Origin of the sequence: Marinicellulosiphila megalodicopiae (assembly GCF_045862395.1) — a bacterium.
Lineage (GTDB): Bacteria > Pseudomonadota > Gammaproteobacteria > Pseudomonadales > Natronospirillaceae > Marinicellulosiphila > Marinicellulosiphila megalodicopiae.
Map to the genome: position 1 here is coordinate 2,644,747 of NZ_AP023087.1, position 22,358 is coordinate 2,667,104.

Annotated in this window: 19 protein-coding genes and 1 tRNA gene; 16 read left to right on the forward strand and 4 right to left on the reverse strand. The window is 38.3% G+C overall.

Going from position 1 to position 22,358, the window contains the following annotated elements; translation table 11 throughout:
• Positions 1-28 precede the first annotated feature (28 nt).
• The 5 genes from pstC to TYM08_RS11375 all read left to right on the forward strand — a co-directional run bounded on the left by pstC (position 29) and on the right by TYM08_RS11375 (position 5,451).
• Positions 29-1,465: a phosphate ABC transporter permease subunit PstC gene (gene pstC / locus TYM08_RS11355; protein WP_422379263.1), complete on the forward strand. Its 1,437-nt coding sequence runs from the start codon at positions 29-31 to the stop codon at positions 1,463-1,465.
• Positions 1,466-1,489: 24 nt separating this feature from the next.
• The gene (gene pstA / locus TYM08_RS11360; protein WP_422379264.1) at positions 1,490-2,788 is read left to right on the forward strand and encodes a phosphate ABC transporter permease PstA; all 1,299 of its coding nucleotides are present in this window, start codon (positions 1,490-1,492) and stop codon (positions 2,786-2,788) included.
• 5 nt (positions 2,789-2,793) lie between these two features.
• Positions 2,794-3,597, forward strand: a complete 804-nt coding sequence (gene pstB, locus TYM08_RS11365; RefSeq protein ID WP_422379265.1) for a phosphate ABC transporter ATP-binding protein PstB — start codon at positions 2,794-2,796, stop codon at positions 3,595-3,597.
• A 13-nt stretch (positions 3,598-3,610) separates the two neighbouring features.
• The gene (gene phoU, locus TYM08_RS11370; RefSeq protein WP_422379266.1) at positions 3,611-4,324 is read left to right on the forward strand and encodes a phosphate signaling complex protein PhoU; all 714 of its coding nucleotides are present in this window, start codon (positions 3,611-3,613) and stop codon (positions 4,322-4,324) included.
• 146 nt (positions 4,325-4,470) lie between these two features.
• Entirely contained in the window at positions 4,471-5,451 is a 981-nt protein-coding gene (locus TYM08_RS11375) for an IS1595 family transposase (protein WP_422379267.1), read from the forward strand.
• A gap of 190 nt (positions 5,452-5,641) precedes the next feature.
• On the opposite strand, the gene TYM08_RS11380 is transcribed toward TYM08_RS11375, so the two are convergent.
• Together TYM08_RS11380 and TYM08_RS11385 are read right to left on the reverse strand one after the other, a co-directional pair.
• Positions 5,642-8,038, reverse strand: coding sequence for a PKD domain-containing protein (locus TYM08_RS11380; RefSeq protein ID WP_422379268.1), 2,397 nt, complete (start codon positions 8,036-8,038; stop codon positions 5,642-5,644).
• A gap of 181 nt (positions 8,039-8,219) precedes the next feature.
• Entirely contained in the window at positions 8,220-8,702 is a 483-nt protein-coding gene (locus TYM08_RS11385) for a YajQ family cyclic di-GMP-binding protein (protein WP_422379269.1), read from the reverse strand.
• Between the two features lie 106 nt (positions 8,703-8,808).
• Between TYM08_RS11385 and TYM08_RS11390 the strand changes: the two genes are divergently transcribed.
• The 3 genes from TYM08_RS11390 (at position 8,809) to TYM08_RS11400 (ending at position 12,645) form a co-directional block, all read left to right on the forward strand.
• On the forward strand, positions 8,809-9,588 hold the full coding sequence (locus TYM08_RS11390; protein ID WP_422379270.1) for a hypothetical protein: 780 nt from the start codon (positions 8,809-8,811) through the stop codon (positions 9,586-9,588).
• A gap of 6 nt (positions 9,589-9,594) precedes the next feature.
• A complete protein-coding gene (locus TYM08_RS11395; protein WP_422379271.1) occupies positions 9,595-10,473 on the forward strand; it encodes a ketopantoate reductase family protein in 879 nt (292 codons plus the stop codon).
• 204 nt (positions 10,474-10,677) lie between these two features.
• Positions 10,678-12,645: an ATP-binding protein gene (locus tag TYM08_RS11400; protein ID WP_422379272.1), complete on the forward strand. Its 1,968-nt coding sequence runs from the start codon at positions 10,678-10,680 to the stop codon at positions 12,643-12,645.
• Positions 12,646-12,658: 13 nt separating this feature from the next.
• On the opposite strand, the gene TYM08_RS11405 is transcribed toward TYM08_RS11400, so the two are convergent.
• Positions 12,659-13,156, reverse strand: coding sequence for a hypothetical protein (locus TYM08_RS11405; protein ID WP_422379273.1), 498 nt, complete (start codon positions 13,154-13,156; stop codon positions 12,659-12,661).
• A 100-nt stretch (positions 13,157-13,256) separates the two neighbouring features.
• Here TYM08_RS11405 and TYM08_RS11410 point away from each other — a divergent pair, with 100 nt between their 5' ends.
• From TYM08_RS11410 to coq7, 7 genes are all read left to right on the forward strand, one after another.
• Entirely contained in the window at positions 13,257-13,430 is a 174-nt protein-coding gene (locus TYM08_RS11410) for a hypothetical protein (RefSeq protein ID WP_422379274.1), read from the forward strand.
• A 151-nt stretch (positions 13,431-13,581) separates the two neighbouring features.
• Positions 13,582-14,556: a tRNA dihydrouridine synthase DusB gene (gene dusB / locus TYM08_RS11415; RefSeq protein ID WP_422379275.1), complete on the forward strand. Its 975-nt coding sequence runs from the start codon at positions 13,582-13,584 to the stop codon at positions 14,554-14,556.
• Positions 14,553-14,849 carry a DNA-binding transcriptional regulator Fis gene (gene fis / locus TYM08_RS11420; protein WP_422379276.1) on the forward strand — a complete coding sequence of 99 codons (297 nt, stop codon included), beginning with the start codon at positions 14,553-14,555 and terminating at the stop codon, positions 14,847-14,849. Before dusB ends, fis begins: the two co-directional genes overlap by 4 nt.
• Before the next feature lie 18 nt (positions 14,850-14,867).
• A complete protein-coding gene (gene purH, locus TYM08_RS11425; RefSeq protein WP_422379277.1) occupies positions 14,868-16,457 on the forward strand; it encodes a bifunctional phosphoribosylaminoimidazolecarboxamide formyltransferase/IMP cyclohydrolase in 1,590 nt (529 codons plus the stop codon).
• 365 nt (positions 16,458-16,822) lie between these two features.
• Positions 16,823-18,112, forward strand: coding sequence for a phosphoribosylamine--glycine ligase (purD, locus tag TYM08_RS11430; protein ID WP_422379278.1), 1,290 nt, complete (start codon positions 16,823-16,825; stop codon positions 18,110-18,112).
• A gap of 188 nt (positions 18,113-18,300) precedes the next feature.
• A complete protein-coding gene (locus tag TYM08_RS11435; RefSeq protein WP_422379279.1) occupies positions 18,301-20,529 on the forward strand; it encodes an ATP-binding protein in 2,229 nt (742 codons plus the stop codon).
• Position 20,530: 1 nt separating this feature from the next.
• The gene (coq7, locus tag TYM08_RS11440) at positions 20,531-21,160 is read left to right on the forward strand and encodes a 2-polyprenyl-3-methyl-6-methoxy-1,4-benzoquinone monooxygenase (protein ID WP_422379280.1); all 630 of its coding nucleotides are present in this window, start codon (positions 20,531-20,533) and stop codon (positions 21,158-21,160) included.
• Between the two features lie 238 nt (positions 21,161-21,398).
• Here coq7 and TYM08_RS11445 read toward each other — a convergent pair.
• Positions 21,399-21,486, reverse strand: a tRNA-Ser gene (locus TYM08_RS11445).
• Between the two features lie 122 nt (positions 21,487-21,608).
• Here TYM08_RS11445 and rph point away from each other — a divergent pair.
• Positions 21,609-22,334 carry a ribonuclease PH gene (gene rph / locus TYM08_RS11450; RefSeq protein WP_422379281.1) on the forward strand — a complete coding sequence of 242 codons (726 nt, stop codon included), beginning with the start codon at positions 21,609-21,611 and terminating at the stop codon, positions 22,332-22,334.
• The last annotated feature ends 24 nt before the right edge of the window (positions 22,335-22,358 follow it).

A 22,358-nucleotide genomic window follows, 5' to 3' on the forward strand; every position in this document is an offset into this window, starting at 1 on the left:
GAGTTTTTTTTGACTAGAGAAATTCGGTATGTCTTCAAGCACGTTAGTATTAGCGCTGATCATATTTTGTGCCCTTTATTATGTTTTTGGTCGCATGCGCGCCATTCAAATAGCAGGACCAATTGGTGGTATTCGCTTCTTACCTTCTTTACCTAATTATTATGGCTTTTTTGCTGTTATTTTATGCGCTGTTCCAGCAGTTATATTTATGCTGTTTTGGCTAATTTTTGTTGATATGTTTATTCAAAGCAAAGTGTTGATGCATTTTGGTAAAGAAGTCATGGTGAATGGTGAATTAGCCTTAGTAGCTTCAGACCAAAATTTTTGGCATTTATTAAGAACGGCCAACACAACTGATCAAAACTTAATCATTTCTAAAATTCAAGTGGCGGACATCATGACTACCCCGCCCGCTTATTTACTAGAAGCAAACGAATACTTCAAACAATTAACCGACAAAGCAATGAACATTAAAAGTTCTTTATTTATTACCATTGCCTTACTTTGTGGTGCAGTCGGTATTTTTGTCATTACACCAAAATTCAATAGTCGTAATCGTGTTGAAAAAGTAATCCTGACTTTTTTCTTCGTCAGTTCAATTTTAGCAATTTTAACCACGGTTGGTATTATTTACGCGGTATTACGTGAGTCTTATCATTTCTTTAAATTGGTTCCAATTACTGAATTTTTATTCAGTACAGAGTGGTCTCCTCAAACAGCATTACGTGCAGACCAGCAAGCAAGCTCCGGTGCATTTGGTGCTATTCCATTAATAACGGGAACCTTATTAATTTCGTTTTTAGCATTATTGATCTCGATTCCTTTTGGTTTGTTTTCTGCTATTTACTTATCAGAATACGCAAACTATAAAGTTCGCTCCATCGTTAAACCATTATTAGAAGTTTTAGCAGGTATTCCAACGGTTGTGTATGGCTTTTTTGCTGCATTAACTATGGCACCTTTTATTCGTGATACCGCTCAATCAATGGGGTTTACAAACGTATCCAGTGAAAGCGCTTTAGCAGCAGGTATTGTGATGGGCATTATGATCATTCCAATTATATGTTCATTAACAGATGATATTATTTCGGCCGTACCCCAAAGTTTACGAGATGGTTCATCAGGTTTAGGTGCAACTAAAAGCGAAACGATTCGTAAAGTGGTATTACCTGCTGCATTACCGGGGATTGTTTCTTCGATTATTTTGGCAGCATCGCGCGCCATAGGTGAAACAATGATTGTAGTTATGGCCGTGGGCACCGCTGCAAATTTAACTGCCAATCCTTTGGAGTCAGTGACAACGGTTACTGTGCAAATTGTTATGTTATTAACTGGTGACCAAGAGTTTGATTCAGCAAAAACTCTATCGGCATTTGCCTTAGCATTATTATTATTTACAGTGACATTAGGCATGAACTTTTTTGCCAATCACATTGTTAAAAAATATCGCGAACAATACGATTAATACGAAGTTTATAAGAGAATTAACATGAACGCACTAGAACGCATTGCAGCGAATAAAGACGAACTTTTACGCGCTGGTATGAACAAACGCATTTGGTCAGAACGTATTTTCCAAGCCATTGGTATTGGATCCATTATGTTGGGTTTGATATTTTTGGTGGTATTACTTTCATCCATAACTTTAAAAGGCGCTGGGGCATTTACCACTTATGATTTACGCCTAGATGTCACTCTGGATAATGACATTTTAGAATTACCTGAAAACCCGACCCAATCTCAATGGTTAGCAGCAGATTACGAAGGCTTAATCAAACAAGCCCTACGTGAAAAATTTCCAGAGGTCACAAGTCGATCCGAAAAACGCATGTTGTATCCGTTAATCAGTACATCTGCAGGTTACCAAGTGCGTGATTTTTTAATGGCCCATCCTGAAAAAATGAACACAACTCAATCGTTTTGGTTAACTGCTGGCGCAGATTCCATCGCGTTTATGAAAGGCTACATTGATCCGCAATTAGAACAGGCTGATCGTCGATTTAAAGACAATCAAATTCAATGGTTAAAAGAATTTCAAGACAACGATGATGTGGATCACAGCTTTAATCTTGGTTTTTTCACCTCTACGGATTCACGTGAACCAGAACAAGCAGGTCTTCGTGGCGCGATTACTGGCTCACTGTTTACGATGTTAGTAACGTTAGTATTGTCCTTTCCTATTGGTGTGGCAGCGGCTATTTATTTAGAAGAATTTGCAAAACGCAATAAACTGACTGAATTTATTGAAATCAACATTGCAAACTTAGCGGCGGTACCTTCCATTGTGTTTGGTTTATTAGGTGCTGCGATATTTATCAATGTCATGCATTTACCAAGAGCGGCGCCAATTGTGGGTGGCTTAGTATTAACACTTATGACATTACCGACGATCATTATTGCATCACGCGCCGCGATTAAAGCGGTTCCGCCTTCTATTCGTGATGCAGCAATGGGCATTGGAGCCTCTAAAATGCAAGTAGTTTTACACCATGTATTACCGCTTGCTATGCCTGGTATGTTAACTGGCACCATCATTGGTATGGCTCAAGCACTGGGTGAAACGGCCCCATTATTAATGATCGGAATGGTGGCGTTTATAGTGGATATTCCAGGCTCGATTACCGACTCTGCCACTGTGTTACCAGTACAAATTTACATGTGGTCCGATTTACCTGAGCGACTATTTGTTGAAAAAACCTCGGGTGCAATTTTAGTTTTGCTGATGTTCTTAGCGTGCATGAATATCTTAGCAGTCATTCTTCGTAAAAAATTCGAACGTAAGTGGTAATCAAAATGTTTACAGAAAATACAGAACAAACCGTTGGCAAATTCAAAGTTGACAACGCAAAAATGACAGCAGATAACGTTGATGTTTTCTACGGTGATAAACAAGCTATTTTTGATGTGTCTTTAGATCTTGGTCAAAACGAAGTGCTTTCCATGATTGGCCCATCCGGCTGTGGTAAATCCACATTTTTACGCTGCTTAAATCGTATGAACGATACCATTGAGATATGTAAAATGACTGGGGACATCAAACTTGAAGGGCTTGATATCTACAAAGGTGGATTAAATCCTGTGCAATTACGTGCACGCGTGGGCATGGTATTTCAAAAACCCAATCCATTTCCAAAATCAATTTACGATAATGTGGCCTACGGCCCTCGAATTCATGGCTTAGTTAACCGTCGCTCTGAATTAGATGAAATCGTACAAACCGCATTAGAAAAAGCAAGCTTGTGGAATGAAGTGAAAGATCGTTTAGATCAACCAGCAACAGGTATGTCTGGTGGGCAGCAACAACGTTTATGTATAGCTCGTGCCATTGCAGTGAGTCCTGAAGTGATTTTAATGGATGAACCTTGCTCAGCACTTGACCCAATTGCTACGGCTAAAATTGAAGAGTTAATTGCTGAATTAAGCCAAAATTATTCCATTGCGATTGTGACTCACTCAATGCAACAAGCAGCGCGTGTATCCAACCGTACGGCGTATTTTCATCTTGGCAAGCTTATTGAAGTGGGTAAAACACAAGACATATTTACGTCACCTAGGCATAAGCTTACTGAAGATTACATTACTGGCCGTTTCGGTTAATTGGGAGAGTAAAATGGACAAGTTAAACCTTGATCAACATATATCGAATAAATTTAACGAAGAATTAGAAGAAGCCCGTCAGCATTTAATGCAAATGGGTGGCATGGTTGAGCAACAGGTTAAAAATTCAATCACCGCTATTATTGAAGCAGACTCCGCATTAGCTCAAGAGATTCGTGCAAAGGACGAATCTGTCAATGATATGGAAATGGATATCGATGAAGAATGCGCTCGAATTTTAGCACTTCGCCACCCTGCTGCCAGCGATTTACGTTTTGTTTTAGCTGTCACTAAGGCTGTGAATGATTTAGAACGCATTGGTGACGAGGCAAGTAAAATTGCCAAACAAGCAATCGAGTTAACTGAAAACGGCGCAGCACCAAAAGGCTATATCGAAATTCGTCATATTGGTAACTTAGTGGTAAGTATGCTGAACAAAGCACTGGATGCATTTGCTCGCTCCGATGCAGAACTTGCGCTTGATGTATTACAAGATGACAAAGTCGTCAACATGGAATACGCAAGCGCCATGCGTGAAATGGTGACATTGATGATGGAAGATCCGAGAATGATCAGCCGCGCATTAAATGTAATGTGGGCATTGCGATCATTAGAGCGTATTGGTGATCATTCACAGAATATTTGTGAATACGTAATCTATTTGGTCAAAGGCAAAGACATACGCCACAAAAAACTCTCTAAAGTTAAAAAAGCCGTTAAAAAGTAAGGCATTTAATAATTGAGCCCGCACTGAGAATTCATTGCGGGCTTTTTTTGAGCTTTATTTTGGCTATGTTTTAAATTGTTGTGGCAGGATGCAAAATCATAATACTGATCTAAGCTGAGATTTATACACCCACAATGACATAGCCTATGAATCCACAGCATTTTCAAAACATACTTAAGCAGGTAAGCAAGCTCGATCCTGTTCAAAAACAAACTCTATCCACCGCTTTAGCTGCACAAGAAAATCCCATTCTTACACGACTGTCCAAAGAAGTGATCACCCACTCAAAATGCATTCATTGTCAAAGTAACCGCTTGCGAAAATACGGTTTTAGTAATGGCAGGCAGCGATTTTTTTGCAACGAATGTCGCAAAAGTTTTGTGTGCACTCGAGGCAGTGCTTATTTTTATCAGCACAAACCTGAGCTTTGGCAAAAATACTTAGAGCACATGCTTGACCAAGATAGCATTCGGCGTTGCGTAAAAGATTTGAATATTTGTGTGACTACCTCTTTTAATTGGCGTCATCGTTTTATGAATGCTACTCAAAACACCTATGAATCAAGGCTTGAAGGCATTATTGAAGCAGATGAAACGTATTTTCGAGAATCTAAAAAAGGCGAGCGAAACTTAAACCGACCTGCAAGACAACGAGGATCTAAAGCATCCACACCCGGTATTAATCAGCACGATTGGGTGGCAGTGTTAACCGCTAAAGATCGAAATCATCATGAATTTGATCAAATATTAACCCGCGTAAATGGCGCTGAAATCAATCAATGCTTAGGCTGCAAAATTGCCGATGAATCTGTTTTATGTACCGATGGGCAGCCGGCTTATAATCAAATTTGCAAAGAACATCATTTGCATCATGTGGTGATAACCAACAATCAAACACAGCAAAGTTTGTATCATATTCAAAATATCAATAATTATCACAGTCAGTTAAAGCGTTGGTATTTGAAGATGCACGGAGTGGCCAGTAAGTATTTGGCGAAGTATTTGGGTTGGTTTAGAATGCTGGACTGGCACAAATATCAGACCTTTTCTAGTGACATTAAGAGCGAAAGCGAAAAACTGTTTGAATTCAAACTGTTACAGGTGCAGCAACATAAATTTGAAACATAGCCTTTATTTTCATATGGATGAGTGAATGATCTGAATTGTGCATGCATTAATTAATTTAGGTGCCAAAACAATTCAGGAACATACTGCCTATAAGCAATAATCGAAAGCACACATTATTTTTTTATTAAACTCAAAAAAAAGCCTCGATCACTTGCATGACCGAGGCGGTGTTAAGTCATTTAAATCTTAATTAAAACTCGATTTTTTGATGTACCGTTTTATAAGTGTTTGCGTCACTTACTTTTAACTTCACATAATAAGGCTGATTATCTGGAAACTCGTGCACAGGATGCTGATCGGTGCTGGTTTCAAAATCCCCAAAGTCCCATTCAAATGACAAATTATCGCCTTCTGGATCTGAACTTGTATTAGTAAACGTCACTTGCGTGCCAGATACGCTGTAACTGAAGCTCGCAACAGGAGGTTGATTGGCTCCACTTACATCAGCTGCAACTAAACGCAATAAATTTAACCAGTGGGTTTTATTGACCTCAGTCACGATAGACCCCGAACCTCTGTGTCCACTATAATCAACTGGGTAAGAGTAAAAAGTATTCACCCCCATACTAGATACTCTGCTGCGAATATCACTATCATAATCTGACATATCCCCTTCAGTAGCAAATGGTTGCCCTCCATTATGACAACTCTTACATTTCAAATACGAAGAAGCAGCCTCAAACAATTCAAGATCATAATCACGATCAATTCGATCATTCATTGGATTAATCGTAGTGACGGATTCAGCGCGATCTTTTGAATCCGACAAAATCAAGGTCGCTTCGATGCTTGCGGTTGATGGCGCTTCATAAAAAAACTTACCGCCATTAAACACTTCACCGGTTGACAACTCCCATGCATAGGTCATTAAATCTCCATCGTTATCATAAGAATTATTGCCATTAAATAATATATAAGCACCATACTGCACGGTACTTAGAATATAAGGTGAAGGCGGTGTATTGGCTATGATTGACTCATCGACCACTACCATTTGAGTAGAAGTATCTGTATTGCCTGCATTGTCTTCAACGGTTAAAGAAATTTCATAAGTACCAGACTGATTATAGGTGTAGTTTCGAGTCACCCCTGTGTAGTTTGTATTATTAATCAACCATGTGTAAGCGACAATCGTTCCGTCTGAGTCACTGGAATCCGACGCATCAAGCTGCACTTCTAATCCATTAACTGTTGCTATAAATGATGAAATTAACATGTTATTTGTGGTGGTTACATTTTTTGTAATTGAGTCTTCGTTTCCATGTATATCCCGTACGGTTAATTTTACTGAATAGGTTTGCGCAATACTGAAGGTATATGAAGTGTTCACGCCTTCAGGAGATTGTCCACTGAATTGCCAGAAATACTCTAACGCATCACCATCTGGGTCCGATGATTCACTTGCATCAAACATAACACTTAACCCGTTTACATCCGCTTCAAATTTAGCGATGGGATCGGCATTCACAATTTCAGCTTCAACCGTTACATTCTCAGAAATTTCATGACTTAAATCCCCTGTATCCGTCACTTTTAAACTCACTGAATAGGTTCCAGCTTGATCAAAGGTATGATTACCTGAAACCGTCGTGTAAGTAACTGAGCCATTGTTTGTTTCAATGGTCCACAAATAAGACAGCTGATCTGAATTTTGATCGGTGGATTTACTGCCTGAAAATGAAATAACCAAACCTTGTTTATCCATTTCAATCAGAGCAACCGGAGCAATATTGCCAATTTCTTGATCACTAACAGTAATTTTACCCGAAAATTGATCTTCATCATTTGAATCTGACACCGTTAAGCGGTAATCGTAGGTTCCAGGTGCTAAAAAAGTGTGAGTGATTTTTTCAACATAATAATCGGTACCATTAATGTCCCATAGGTAAGCTAACTCATCACTATCAGCGTCGATAGTAGATGACGCATCAAAGGTAGCAACTAAGAAATTAGTAGAAACTTGAATGCCAATTTGTGGGGCATTATTAACAGGTAAAGCCACCGTAACTGATTGATTGGATGCGATAGAGTCTAAAGTACCGTCGTTAACTGTTAAGGAAATTACATATGTGTTGGAAGCACTAAATTCATATTCAAATACTTTTTCATCAAATGATTTCCCATCAATTGACCAGCGATATGTAAGTGCATCAAATTGCGCATCGCTGCTGCTGGATGCGTCAAATTCGTATATTGAATTGGTTTTTTTAGTCATCGTGAATAAAGCAACCGGTGCTTGATTAGCAACTGTAGGCATAACTACTGTGATGACGGCATCTTTAACGGTGGTCAAACCACGAGCATCAGTAACAGTTAACTGAATATAATACTGACCTTTTGAATTAAACGTATGTCCGACAATTGCATTTGTATACGTTGTATTATCAATATTCCAAAGGTAACTTAAGTTATCACTATCTGGGTCGCTGCTATTTGATGCATCAAAAATATATACATTACTTTTAAAATCATTGGTATATACCATTGACACAACTGGGCTTGAATTGGGGGCATCATTCTCAGGCACACAACCTACCAAAAACAAAACGCAACTTGTAAAAATCACAGTCAAAATACGGTAAAACATACACTTTTATCCAATAGAAAAATTAAAACGCTATTTTATCTAATATTAAAAGTTTTCCCTGTGAAGGTTTTGTAATTTTGTGACCAAGGCACATTAAGTTTTGTAATTTTGGTATGGGGGTAACGTGATTTCAATTGAATCAGGTCTTCACCCCAGCATTCATCCGTTTTAAGAAAGTAAATTAATCTCTAAAATTATTAAACTGAACAGGAATGTCCATTTCTGATTCACGAATTAATTGCATAACTTGTTGCAGATCATCCCGTTTTTTTCCAGTGACCCTTACTTGCTCGCCTTGTATAGCTGCTTGAACTTTAATTTTGCTTGATTTGATGAGCTTAACCACTTTTCTAGCGTTATCGCTGTCGATCCCCTCTTTTACATTGGCAATTAATTTTACTTCTTTGCCCGCTTGTTGCACTTCTTGGTAATCCAATGCTTTTACATCCAACTTTCGTTTAATAAATGCATCAAATAACATGTCTTGCATTTGTTCAATTTGAAATTCCGACTCGGCTTTAATCGTCACCATTTTTTCACTTAAGCTAAAGCTTGCATCGCTGCCTTTAAAATCAAAACGATTCGCTACTATTTTACTGGCTTGATCAATTGCATTGGTTAATTCGTGTTTGTCTAATTCAGATACGATATCAAAGGTTGGCATAGTCTCTCTCAATATAAAAATGTTAAAGGTACAAAATATGATTCGGCATAGGCTTTGCTTTTAAAATCATACAGACCAAAAATCATCATTGTAATCGAGAATAAAAATGAATCAACGCCAAATGCGCCAATTAGGCATTACTGATCCTGCCCAAGCCCCAAAAATTCCGACTCACAAAACAAAACCAGTGACCGCACCCAGTCAAAATCAACCGACTGTTAACCAAGAATCGATTATTAACTCAAAACCGACAGTTAACCCAAACCCGACTGTTAAACCAAATTCGGTTAATCAACAAGAACAAACAATCATCATTGAACCAACTAACCCGGCGATCCAAACGACAGCACAATCGACAGCACAATCGACAGCACAATCGACAGCACAATCGACAGCACAATCGACAGCACAATCGACAGCACAATCGACAGCACAACCGACAGCACAACCTATAGATCAACCAATCCATCAAACAAAAGAAACCATCAATGAGCCTGATCAAGTATTTGAAACACGTAAAGTGAAAACTCAGCATGCTGTGACGGAACATGCAGTCACACACAAAAAATTACCATCAAAAGAAATTCAACACAGAATTGAACAGGCCTGTATGTTTAGCAAAGTGGATCCTGAAGTGTTGTTAAATGATTCGACGCAACTCAGTTTAAAAAAAGCAGACGTCATTCGTGAATTAGTTTTAGGCTCAATCACAGAAACCATTAAAATAAATGGCGCGACCCTGCCCATTTTGTCGATGCTGTTGCATTGTTCAAGTGAACATTTAACGGATCTGCTACATAATTTAAAACAAAATCCTGCAAAAAAATCACACATTCAAATTTTTAGACAGTTACAATCTGATTTACAACCTCCATTTATTGAATAATTTTTTATGAGTCACCCTATTTTATGGCACATTGTTGGCGCAGGTGCGATTGGGCAGTATTTTGCCGCCGAACTATCAAAACAAGTTCATGTTTGCTTACATGCCAAACAGCACACCATTAACCAAATTGAGTTAACGGACCTTAATAAACATATTCAAACCATTGATTTAGAACAAGACGATCAAAACCCAATTCAATATTTGATCATTTGCACCAAAGCTTATGATGCTGTTCAGGCTTTTGAAACCTATCGATCAAGACTGACTGAGCACTGCCAAATTGTTTGTTTATTTAATGGACTGGGCCCGCAGTTTGAAATACAAACTCAACATACCGCTCCAGTTTGGCTTGCTTCTACAACAGTGGGTGCCCGTAAAATAAGCTCAAATCATGTCTTGCATACAGGACAAGGCATCACGATCTTTGGCCAAACCACACAAATTCCAAAGCCATCCAACATAATAAATACCTTAGAAAAAATGCATTGGTGCCACTCAACTAATATTTTGCATGTCTTATATTTAAAACTTGCTATCAATAGTTTAATCAATCCATTAACGGTCATATTTAATTGCAATAATGGGAAATTGTTAAACATAAAAAAAGCCACGAACATCATGATGGCATTAGCACTAGAAATTGAATCCATTTGCAAAAAAGTAAACATAGAGCTTTCATCAGCGTTTATTTTGCAAAACACCTATCAAGTGATTGAAAAAACGGCTCAAAACTACAGCTCAATGCATCAAGATGTGGCCAATAAAAGACGAACTGAAATTCAATTGATAAACGGGTATTGGCAAAATTTAGGACAAACACATAATATTAATGTTGAACAAAACACATTAATGATGGATAAAATAATGAGCTTCACTGTAAAATAAAAAGCATCGGTTGTATTTTGATCAGCCTGGATATAGCAAGATAAGTGTAATTACGCTATGTTTAGACTCTATTTGTTATTTCATTTTTTGTTTCAATTGCTCAAATAGGGTTAATCATCACCTTACAAAAAGTAAATATTTTACACCCGCATTAGCCAGTCATACTAATAACTAATAACTAATAACTAATAAGTAATCAACATTATGCTTAAACTTTGGTATACCAGTTTACCCATCACTCGAAAACTATTTTTCATGTTTATTGTGGTGCTTACTCCGATCATATTATTTGGGGTGTTCTTCCAATTTATTGCTTATTATTCATTAACTTACAATCAATTGGTGGATCAAAACGAACGCGCTGTTGTGTATTTGATGCAAAACAGAAAACACATTATAAATGATACCAATCAACAAATTGATATTTCAAAGTTATATCCAAGTATCGAAGCGGTCGGCATTTACCAAAATAATCAATGGACGGATCGGTTCCCTGAAACCGTGACATTACCCTCAATACAAAACATCCCAAAAAACACATTTGTACATAAATATTACTTTGGCCAATTAGACGATGCTCACCAAATTTTCATTAAAACCAACACACTTAAAGTCACCACCTATACAAACGCTATTATGGTTGCTTCATTGGCCACACTGGTTTTTGCTTTTATATGTGTTTTTTTTATTGGCATCCATGTTCAACGAGTCATCGCTCGACCGATTTTACATTTAATGAATATTGCTCGAATGGTTTCAAGTAACGAAAACTATCAAGTGCGTGCACAAAAGATGTATGAAGATGAAATTGGAGGCTTGGTGGATGCGTTTAACACTATGCTTGCCCGGGTTGAAAATCGAGATCATCAATTGCATGCTGAAAAAAACCGTGCAGAACGTGCGCAAAATTTAGCAGAAACTAATGCTGAACAAACCAAAGAAGCGGTAAAACGCTTGGAGTTTGAAGTGCATGTTCGTACAAAAATTGAACGTAAATTAACGGACTTTCAAAGTTACCTAAACAGCATCATTAACTCCATGCCTTCGGCATTGATTGCTGTTGACGAACACTTTTTTGTGACTCAGTGGAATAAAGAAGCGTCCATTTTGTCTGGAACGTCTATCGAATACGCTTTGGGGTATTCATTAGAAGAGGCGTTTCCTTTACTTGGGGATTATATGGATTTGATTTCTCGTGCGTTACTTGAAAAAGAAACCCAAGTAAGAGAACGCATTGAATATGTGCATAATGATCAAAAATTATTTTTAGATTTTGTGGTATATCCGCTGAATCGAACCGGCACATTAGGCGCGGTTATTCGAATCGATGACATCAGCGAGCGAACTAAACTTGAAGAAGTGATGGTACAAACTGAAAAAATGATGTCTGTGGGTGGTCTAGCTGCTGGTATGGCCCATGAAATTAATAATCCTTTAAGTGCCATTATTCAAGGCAGCCAAAACATTAAGCGTCGCCTTGATCCAGGGCTGCCTAAAAACGCAAAAGTAGCACAAGAAATCAATGCAGATTTAGATAAAATCAATGAATATTTAACCCACCGTGAAATCATCAAATTTATGGACAATATTCATTCAGCAGGGCAACGCGCCGCGCATATTGTAACGAATATGCTGCAGTTTAGCCGTCAATCCAGCCGCAAATTAGACATGCATAATATATGCGAATTACTGGACAGAGCCGTTGAAATTGCAAGCTCTGATTATGATTTGAAAAAAGGCTATGATTTCAAACAATTAGAAATCATCAAACAATATTCAGACAGTGAATTAAAAGTACCCTGTGCCGCTCCAGAAATCGAACAGGTATTATTAAACCTAATTAAAAACGCCGCCCAAGCCCTTAAAGAGCGCGAGGTAAATTCATTTTTAGAACACAAATCCACCATTACTATTTCATGTCGAGCAAGCAACAATCAATGCATTTTGAATATTAGCGATAATGGAACCGGTATGGAAGATAGTGTAAGAAAACGTATTTTCGAGCCGTTTTTTACAACTAAAGATGTGGGAATCGGAACCGGGCTTGGCTTGTCGGTTTCATATTTTATTATTACCTCTCACCATAATGGCACAATGGATGTTTCTTCTACATTAGGCGAAGGCACAACATTTACAATTCGATTACCTCTTGATGCCTATGAAACGCATTAACGTTAATCAAACATTACTGCACTGCCAATATAGGCTCTTGAGGGTGCTCTACCGTACGCATGACAAATTGATATTCACCAATATCCGTGAGTTGAATTTGGACTTGCTGCCAAAGATCCGTTTGAATATTTTTGCGATAAAAATTAATTAATCCCGTTTGCTTTTTATATTCAAAACGAGGCTCTGTCATCACATAAGCTTCATCAGTATTCATTTGCGTAATAGACAAAATTGACAGCTGCGACTCCATGCAATGGCAAACCCAACGAATATACAAATGATGACTTCCCTTTAGTTTACCCTGCCCTTCAACAATTAATTGATAGCCTCCATTTAACGTCCCTTTTTGCCAATGTCCCACTTTTTTCACAAAGGTAATATTTTCAGGCATTTTATAAATTTCTGCAGGAATTTGTGCATGACTAAACTGGCTAACCATAAGATTTAGAATAAACAAACTAATGAGCCACACAATCTGTTTTGATGAATTACCGCTTAATTTTAAAATCAAAATTCAAACCTTTTTATCAATTATATTTTTGAGTATAGCCTCAAGTTTTCTTAAATAATGCCGATATAAAAAACATTACAAAAATGAATAAAGGTGCAGTATGAAAAGTATAATTTTAGGAAAAAATTTAATCAGTGATAAAGAAATCATTGCATTTGCCCAGTCTGATCAAAACGCATTACAACGTAATGTACTCGAACTGCAAAGAATCGCTTTGGATTCCGCACTAATTAGCTCAATGGCCATTATTTCAAGTATCAAACGAACGATTTAATGCTGAAGGCTTGAAAACACTGGAACTCAAGGATTGAGTTCTCCCTCTTGAAGGATTATTTTGTGAGAAACCCGTCACCTTTTTGTTGAAATTGACCTGTAATCAGGTATGATACCGCCCCCCAGAAATTGAGCAGAAATTAAACAATCCCATGCATTTACCTAGCCGCTTTACTATCGGTCAACATGAGTTTTTGGGATCCACAATTTTAGCGCCAATGGCTGGGGTGACTGATCGACCATTTCGTGTGCTTTGTCGAAAACTCGGTGCCACATTAGCAGTCAGTGAAATGCTCACTGCCGATAAAAGCCTATGGCAAAGCAGAAAATCCATTAAAAGAATGGATCACACCAATGAACCTGGTCCCATCAGCGTGCAAATTGCAGGTGGCGATGTTGACATGCTTGTTGAAGCGGCAAAAATCAACGCAGATCACGGGGCACAAATTATTGATATCAATATGGGATGCCCTGCAAAAAAAGTCTGCAAAAAAGCAGCGGGATCCGCATTATTAAAAGATGCACAACTTGTTGCTGATATTATTGAAAATGTGGTCAACGCGATCGACATTCCTGTCACAGTCAAAATACGAACAGGCTGGGACACACAAACAAATAACTGCAAACAAATTGCGAAAATTGCTGAAGATTGTGGTGCTCAAGCCATTGCAATCCACGGCAGATCTCGCGCTTGCAAGTATTTAGGCGAAGCAGAGTATGAATCCATAGCTCTTGCCAAACAAAGTGTCACCATTCCCGTTTTTGCAAATGGGGACATTACCAGCGCACAAAAAGCCAAACAAGTTCTGGATTTCACACAAGCAGATGCGATCATGATAGGTCGTGCTGCACAGGGTAACCCTTGGATTTTTCGTGAAATCGAACATTTTTTACAATCGGGCGAGCATTTACCCGTTGCAACCTGGCAGGAAAAACACGCTGTCAGCTATGCACACTTAATTGAGTTACATGAGTTTTACGGCGAAGTACTAGGGCCTCAAATCGCTCGTAAGCATATTGCTTGGTATATATCCGATAAAGAATTTACCCAGGTGTTTAATCAAATTAAACAACCTGAAGAACAACTACACCATTTAAACTGCTATTTTAAGGCTAAATTATCATGAGTATTAATGTGATTGAACAACCTGAAAACCAAACTCCTTCTGTCCTTCCTGTTGAATTGGACCAAACTCAAACATTACGTGACTCTGTTGCTAAAGCAATGGCGCATTATTTCGAACAACTTGAAGGCGAAAAAGTCAGCAATGTTTACGATTTTGTTTTGGCCGAAATCGAAGCGCCTTTATTAGAAGCAACCATGAAATTTGTACGCGACAACCAAACCAATGCATCTAAAGTGTTAGGTTTGAACCGTGGAACATTACGTAAAAAGTTAAAACAATACGACCTACTTTAATTTCTTAAGGCTTTTTTTATGAGCAACTCGATCCAAACTATCCGCCGCGCATTATTAAGCGTGTCAGACAAAGCAGGCATTGTTGAATTTGCCACGTTTTTAAATGAACAATCCGTTGAATTATTATCAACCGGTGGTACATATAAAGTATTAAAAGAGGCAGGTTTGCCTGTTATTGAAGTATCCGATTACACCGGTTTTTCTGAAATGATGGACGGTCGTGTCAAAACATTACACCCTAAAATTCACGGTGGAATCTTAGGTCGTGAACATTTAGACAAAGACATCATGGCTGCAAACGACATTCCGTTCATCGATATGGTAGTTGTTAATTTATACCCATTCGCTGCAACCATCGCCCGTGAAGATTGCGATCTTCCATTAGCGATTGAAAACATCGACATTGGCGGACCGACTATGGTTCGTTCTGCAGCTAAAAACCACGCACGTGTTTCTATTGTTGTTAACGCTCCAGACTACGATGCATTAACTGCTGAGATCAAAGCAAACGGTGGCATCAGCCAAAAAACACGTTTTGATTTAGCATTAAAAGCGTTTGAACATACCGCTGCGTATGACGGCATGATTGCTAACTACTTAGGCCGTATTGATCAAGAACAATCGCCGATGACTAACCAAGACATGGCGAATTTCCCTCGTACATTAAATACGCAGTTCATCAAAACTGAAGACATGCGTTACGGCGAAAACCCACATCAAAACGCTGCTTTTTACGTTGAAGCAAACGCAAAGCAAGGCAGTGTGTCTACCGCAAAGCAATTAAATGGTAAAGCCATGTCATACAACAATGTAGCGGATACTGACGCTGCATTAGAATGTGTAAAATCTTTTGAAGGTCCTGCATGTGTAATCGTTAAGCACGCTAACCCTTGTGGTGTTGCGGTTGCTGGCTCATTATTTGAAGCTTACGAATTAGCGTTCCAAACGGATCCTACTTCTGCTTTTGGTGGCATCATCGCTTTTAACGGCGAATTAGACGCAAAAACTGCCCAAGCAATCGTTGAACGTCAATTCGTTGAAGTGATCATTGCTCCTAGCGTATCAGCACAAGCTGCAAAAATTGTTGCAACTAAAGCAAACGTTCGTTTATTAGAATGTGGCACTTGGGAAGGCGCTGCAGACGGTCATTTCTACAAGCGTGTTAACGGCGGTTTGTTAGTTCAAGATCGTGATAACGGTATGGTAGGCTTAGACGATTTAAAAGTAGTGACTAAAAAAGCACCGACTGATCAGCAATTAAGTGATTTATTATTTGCTTGGAAAGTGGCTAAGTTTGTTAAATCAAACGCCATTGTTTACGTTAGAAACGGCCAAACAATTGGCGTGGGCGCCGGCCAAATGAGCCGCGTTTACTCAGCTAAAATTGCAGGTATTAAAGCTGCAGACGAGAACTTAGTTGTTGAAGGCTCAGTCATGGCATCAGATGCATTCTTCCCGTTCAGAGACGGATTAGACGCTGCGGCAGCCGCTGGTATTTCAGCAGTGATTCAGCCAGGCGGATCGATGCGTGATGATGAAGTGATTGCGGCTGCGGATGAGCATGGTATTGCCATGGTGTTCACAGGAATGCGTCACTTCAACCACTAATTGGGTTTTAAGCACTCTTTAAGTTTAATTACGACATCCGTGTCGTAATTAAAAGCTCGATGAGTATTCTGGCGGAAGGAAACCTTCCTTGAATAGTCAGTCGCCTTACATGCATCCATGCATTCGTACTTAATGTTATTGCTTAAAACTCCAATTAGAATCGTAATTTCAATCTGTAGGTCGGGCTTAAGCCCGTCACACTAATAAAAAAGGAAAACTTTATGTTTTCCTTTTTCATTTCTGGGCCAAATAAGCGATAATCCGCGCCCATAAATATTTAGATGTTTGCTGCGGCAAACTTTTACACTTGCTTTACATGATGTTCGCTCAATTTGAGTTTGATCGAACCTAAAAGGTCTTAAAAAATGAATGTATTAATTATTGGTAGTGGCGGACGTGAACACGCGCTTGGTTGGAAAGCGGCTCAGTCTGAAAATGTTGAAACGGTATTTATTGCACCTGGTAATGCGGGCACCTCTATTGAGGCAAATCTTCAAAACGTCAACATCGACATTTTAGATTTTGCTGCACAAATTCAATTCGCTAAAGACAATAATGTGGGTTTAACCATTGTGGGCCCTGAAGTGCCTTTAGTTGAAGGCATTGTGGATGCATTTAATGAAGCGGGCCTTAAATGTTTTGGCCCTTCTAAGGGTGCTGCTCAACTTGAAGGCTCTAAAGCATTCAGTAAAGACTTTTTAGCACGCCATAAAATTCCAACAGCTTTTTACGGCAACTTTACCGTTGAAGCAGACGCGATTGCTTATATCGAAGAAAAAGGCGCACCAATTGTAGTGAAAGCCGATGGTTTAGCAGCGGGTAAAGGCGTGATCTTAGCGCAAACAAACGAAGAGGCCATTGCAGCGGTAAAAGATATGTTGTCAGGCAACAAATTTGGCGATGCTGGCGCACGTGTTGTCATCGAAGAGATGTTACAAGGCGAAGAAGCAAGCTTCATCGTAATGGTAGATGGCGACAATGTATTAGCATTGGCCACCTCACAAGATCACAAAGCACGTGACAACGGCGATTTAGGTCCAAACACAGGCGGCATGGGCGCTTACTCTCCTGCTCCTTGTGTGACACAAGACATGCACGACGCGATCATGGATCAAGTGATTTGGCCAACCGTTAACGGTATGAAAGCGGAAGGCAACACTTACACTGGCTTTTTATACGCTGGCATCATGATTTCCCCTACTGGCATTCCAAACGTTTTAGAATTTAACTGTCGTTTTGGTGACCCTGAAACGCAACCGATCATGATGCGTTTGCAGTCTGATTTAGTTGAATTATGTGAAAAAGCCTGTGACAAACAACTAGATACTGTGACGGCTAAATGGGATCCACGCGCTGCAATGGGCGTAGTAATGGCAGCCGGCGGTTACCCTGAAGCGTACAACAAAGGCGATGTGATCACAGGTATTGAAGATGCTAACGCACTTGCTGGCAGTAAAGTTTTCCATGCGGGCACTCAAGTAAACGATAAAAACGAAGTCAGCACTAATGGCGGTCGCGTATTATGCGTAACGGCTCTTGGCGAAAACGTCACCAAAGCACAAGCCGCTGCATACGAAGCGCTTAACAAAGTGACCTGGAAAGATGTGTATTTTCGTACTGATATCGGTCATCGTGCAATTTCTCGCGAGAAATAAATTACACCCACCTCGATATATTTGAATAAAAAAAGCGTAAATGATCTGAGGTCATTTACGCTTTTTTTTGGCATAATATAATTTGTTTCATTAATAAATACTTAATTATTATGCGCATCCAATATCTAATATTCTCAATATTTCATTTATTACTACTTTGTGTAACTCTACAAAGTCATGGCAAATCTTTGATCGTTGACCAAACTACAGATTTTGCTTACATCAATGTTTTGCCCTACACCTACCAACTTGACCCAGAATTCAGTGAATCGACAATTGAATCCGTAAAATCCGACCAATATGAACCCCATTACAGCTTAGTTTCGAACCAAAAATCGTTTCAGTACGATGTTACTACTGGAAAAATTTGGCTGTCCTTCTCAATTTATTCATTATTAAATGAACCAAAAACGCTGCACGCTGCTACTAATGCATTAGACATATACTCTGCAGATTTTTATCATACACAAAATAACCAAATTCTTAGTAATCAAAAAATCGGATTAAAATATTCTTTCGCACAAATGGAAGGTTCACTGGCCAATCATGATTTTTCATTCAATTTACAACCAGGTGAAAATCGTTTTTTTATTAAATTAGAGTTTAAAGAAACCATCAGCTTTCCAATTTTTATCACTCAAGCCCAGAACATTCTCCAAACGCATTTCTTAAAAATATTTTTAGTAGGCATCGGTATTTCATTTACTTTGATGTTATTAGGCTTTTCCATTTGGTTAAAATTTCATCGCAGTAGTATTGTACCAATCACCATGTTCTCGATGTTAATTTCATTAGCGGGATTCCAAATCAGCAACGCTAATTTATTTACATTATTTTTTACAAACACCCCAAGTATGGATATTGAAATTCGATATTTTTTTGGTTACTTATTTACAGCATCTTTACTGATTTTTAATTTAAATTATATTCAAATTGAAAAAGTCACCAAACAAGTATTAACCACATTAATTATTTTATCAGTCATTTTTTACACAATTTTTTTAATGTACTTAGAGATTATAAACAGCATCCTTAATATTAGTTTATGCTTAATTAATATTATTTCATCATGCATTATCATTATAAAACTTAAAAAATTCGAACAACGATCCCATCAATCTCTGTTACTTTTATTTTTTATAGTAATAACGATTGCTCTTATTTACTCGCTGGCAATATTTAATTATTTTGGTGATTCTTGGTCATTATTCATCACCACGCAAATATTAATGTGCTTGGTTCCATTTATATTAAGTTTAACCATATATCACACATATAAAGAAAGTATGATTCAAGAAAATCCAAGCAGAAATGCTGTTAACTCACAACATTGGCCTTTATTAAGAAAAATCAATCATGATTTACGCTCACCAATTAATGCCGTATTAGGCATGACAGAATTACTTCAAGACATGCAATTAAGTCTTAATCAACAAAGCTATATCAATACAGTGCAAACAGCTGGTTTCCAACTATTAAGTTACGTAGACGAAATACAAAACCTAGTAAGAATTGGCAATCAAAGCCTTCCGGTTCAAACTCAAGAAATTAATATTTTACAATTCATCAATCAATTGATTCAGCCATACTTACGCATTACTCAAAGTAAATCCATTGAAGTTATTGTCAACACCGCACCTAACCTACCTAATTCCATTGTGGCCAATGAAAAATTACTACTGCAAACATTAAGAAGTATTTTAGATAATGCGGTGAATTTTACCGAATCTGGTGAAATTGAAATCCAGGTAATCATTACTGAAAAAAATAAAATACGCTTTACCATTCGCGATTCCGGCAATGGCATTAGCCAAGAAATTTTACAAAATATTTTTGAATTTTCAAGCTGGGATTCAAAAGGACATCAACGATCTCATTTAGGGCTTCCTATTGCTAAAGCACTTGTAGAAAAAATGAATGGTCATTTAAACCTGACCAGCAATTCAAGAAATGGTACGAAAATTTGCATCGACCTACCATTAACCATTTCCAAACACGCAAATATTAACCCAACAGACTATCAAGTATTAAATGATATAAAAGTATTAATTGTGGATGACAATTCAACTTGTCGAAAAGTATTAGAGTTGCAAGTTGCCGAGTTAGGTATGCGCCATGCAAGTGCAAACAATGGTCAAACCGCCATTGCAATGCTTAGAAATGAGTATCAAAAAAACGATCCATTTGATTTAATATTACTAGACCATCAAATGCCAAATATGACTGGCGTTGATTTATTACAACGTATTCGTGACGACCACAAAGTGAATAAAAATATAAAAACCATTATTTTGACTGGACTGGATATTAATATTAATGATGAATTAGTGCAAAAAGTTAATATTTGCTCTGTATTAAACAAACCGGTTTCGTCCAACGAACTTCGAAACCAATTATTAAAAGCCATCGAGAAATAATATGAATGTGTTAGATAAATTGATTATTGAATTTGATAAAGCATTAAAAGTCAGCACAGCCCATTCAATTTCATACGACCGCCCTAACCCTTCAAACTCTTTTGATACAATCAATTTAACTGAAGCTGAAACCAAACATGCAACTGGGTTGATGAGAATTAATCATACTGGTGAAGTGATGGCTCAAGCCATGTATCAAGGACAGGCATTAACTGCCAAAACACAAACCAATCAAAACCTGATGGAGCATTCAGCACTTGAAGAAATTGACCACCTTTCTTGGTGCCAAGAACGATTAACAGATTTAAATGGCTCAACCAGTCTGTTAAATCCACTTTGGTACGCACTGAGCTTTTCTATGGGCGCGTTAGCTGGAAAAATTAGTGACGAAGTTTCCTTAGGGTTTGTTGCTGCGGTAGAAGATCAAGTGTGCATACATTTAGAAGAACATTTAGAATCTTTGCCTGCCGATGATTTAAAAAGCCGAGCAATCGTCACTCAAATGCTTACCGATGAACGAGGACACGCTGAAATGGCAATCAATGCAGGCGCTAAACAGTTTACTGCAAACACAAAAAAAGCCATGACCTTTTTTTCAAAAGCCATGACTTATTTATCGTATCGTTTATAAAATTCATAGAAATTTGTATCTATTGTGCACAACCAGTAACTATTAAATTGCGATAAGCAACCTGCTTTTGCAATTCCCCAAAAAGCTTGTTCCAAACACCCTCGGTTCTCTTCGGCTCAGGTATCCTAGCAATTTGTCGAACTTAAAGTGCTCATTTTACGTTTACGGCGCGTCATTTTCGACAGGCGAAAAAAAACCGCTCTTAAGCGGTTTTTTGTTTTTTTTGGCCTGTATAAAATGGCGGAGAGAAAGAGATTCGAACTCTTGAAACCTTGCGATTTACACGCTTTCCAGGCGTGCTCCTTCGGCCACTCGGACACCTCTCCAATCTTGATGTTTTCTGATATAAATCAATTGCTTACCAAGGCCGCGCATATTAAGTGAATTATCTTTGGATGACAAGCTTAATTAGGCTACAATCTTGGTTTTTTGTGAAAGGTATTGTGTTATGCGTCCAAGTGGTCGTGCTTTAAACCAACCTAGAGAGATTAAAATCACACGTGAGTTTACTAAGCATGCTGAAGGCTCTGTTTTGGTTGAGTTTGGTGATACGAAGGTGATCTGTACGGCAACTGTTGAAACTAAGGTTCCGCAGTTTTTAAAAGGTCAGGGCAAAGGCTGGGTGAGCGCTGAATATGGTATGTTACCTCGCTCTACTGGCAAGCGTATGCAACGTGAAGCGGCTAAAGGTAAGCAGTCGGGTCGAACCGTTGAAATTGGACGCTTAATTGGTCGAAGCTTGCGCGCGGCGATTGATTTGGAAAAATTAGGTGAAAACAGTATTCATATTGATTGTGATGTGATTCAAGCCGATGGTGGCACGCGCACCGCTTCTATTTCTGGTGCGATGGTGGCACTTGTGGACGCTGTGCGTTATTTGCAGATTAATAAACGCATCACTGATGATCCTGTTTTACATTATGTGGCGGCCATTTCGGTGGGCATGTTTAACAATGAAGCGATTGTGGATTTGGATTATATAGAAGACAGCCAAGCACAAACGGATTTAAATATTGTTAAAACCTGTAAAGGTGGTTATGTTGAGATTCAAGGTACAGCAGAGTCTGAACCCTTTAGCTCAGATCAATTACAAGACATGTTATCGGTTGCAGATCAATCCATTGCATATATTGTGAAATTGCAAAAACAAGCATTAGACGTCATTGTTGATTAAGTGGTCGTAGAATAATCGAATTTA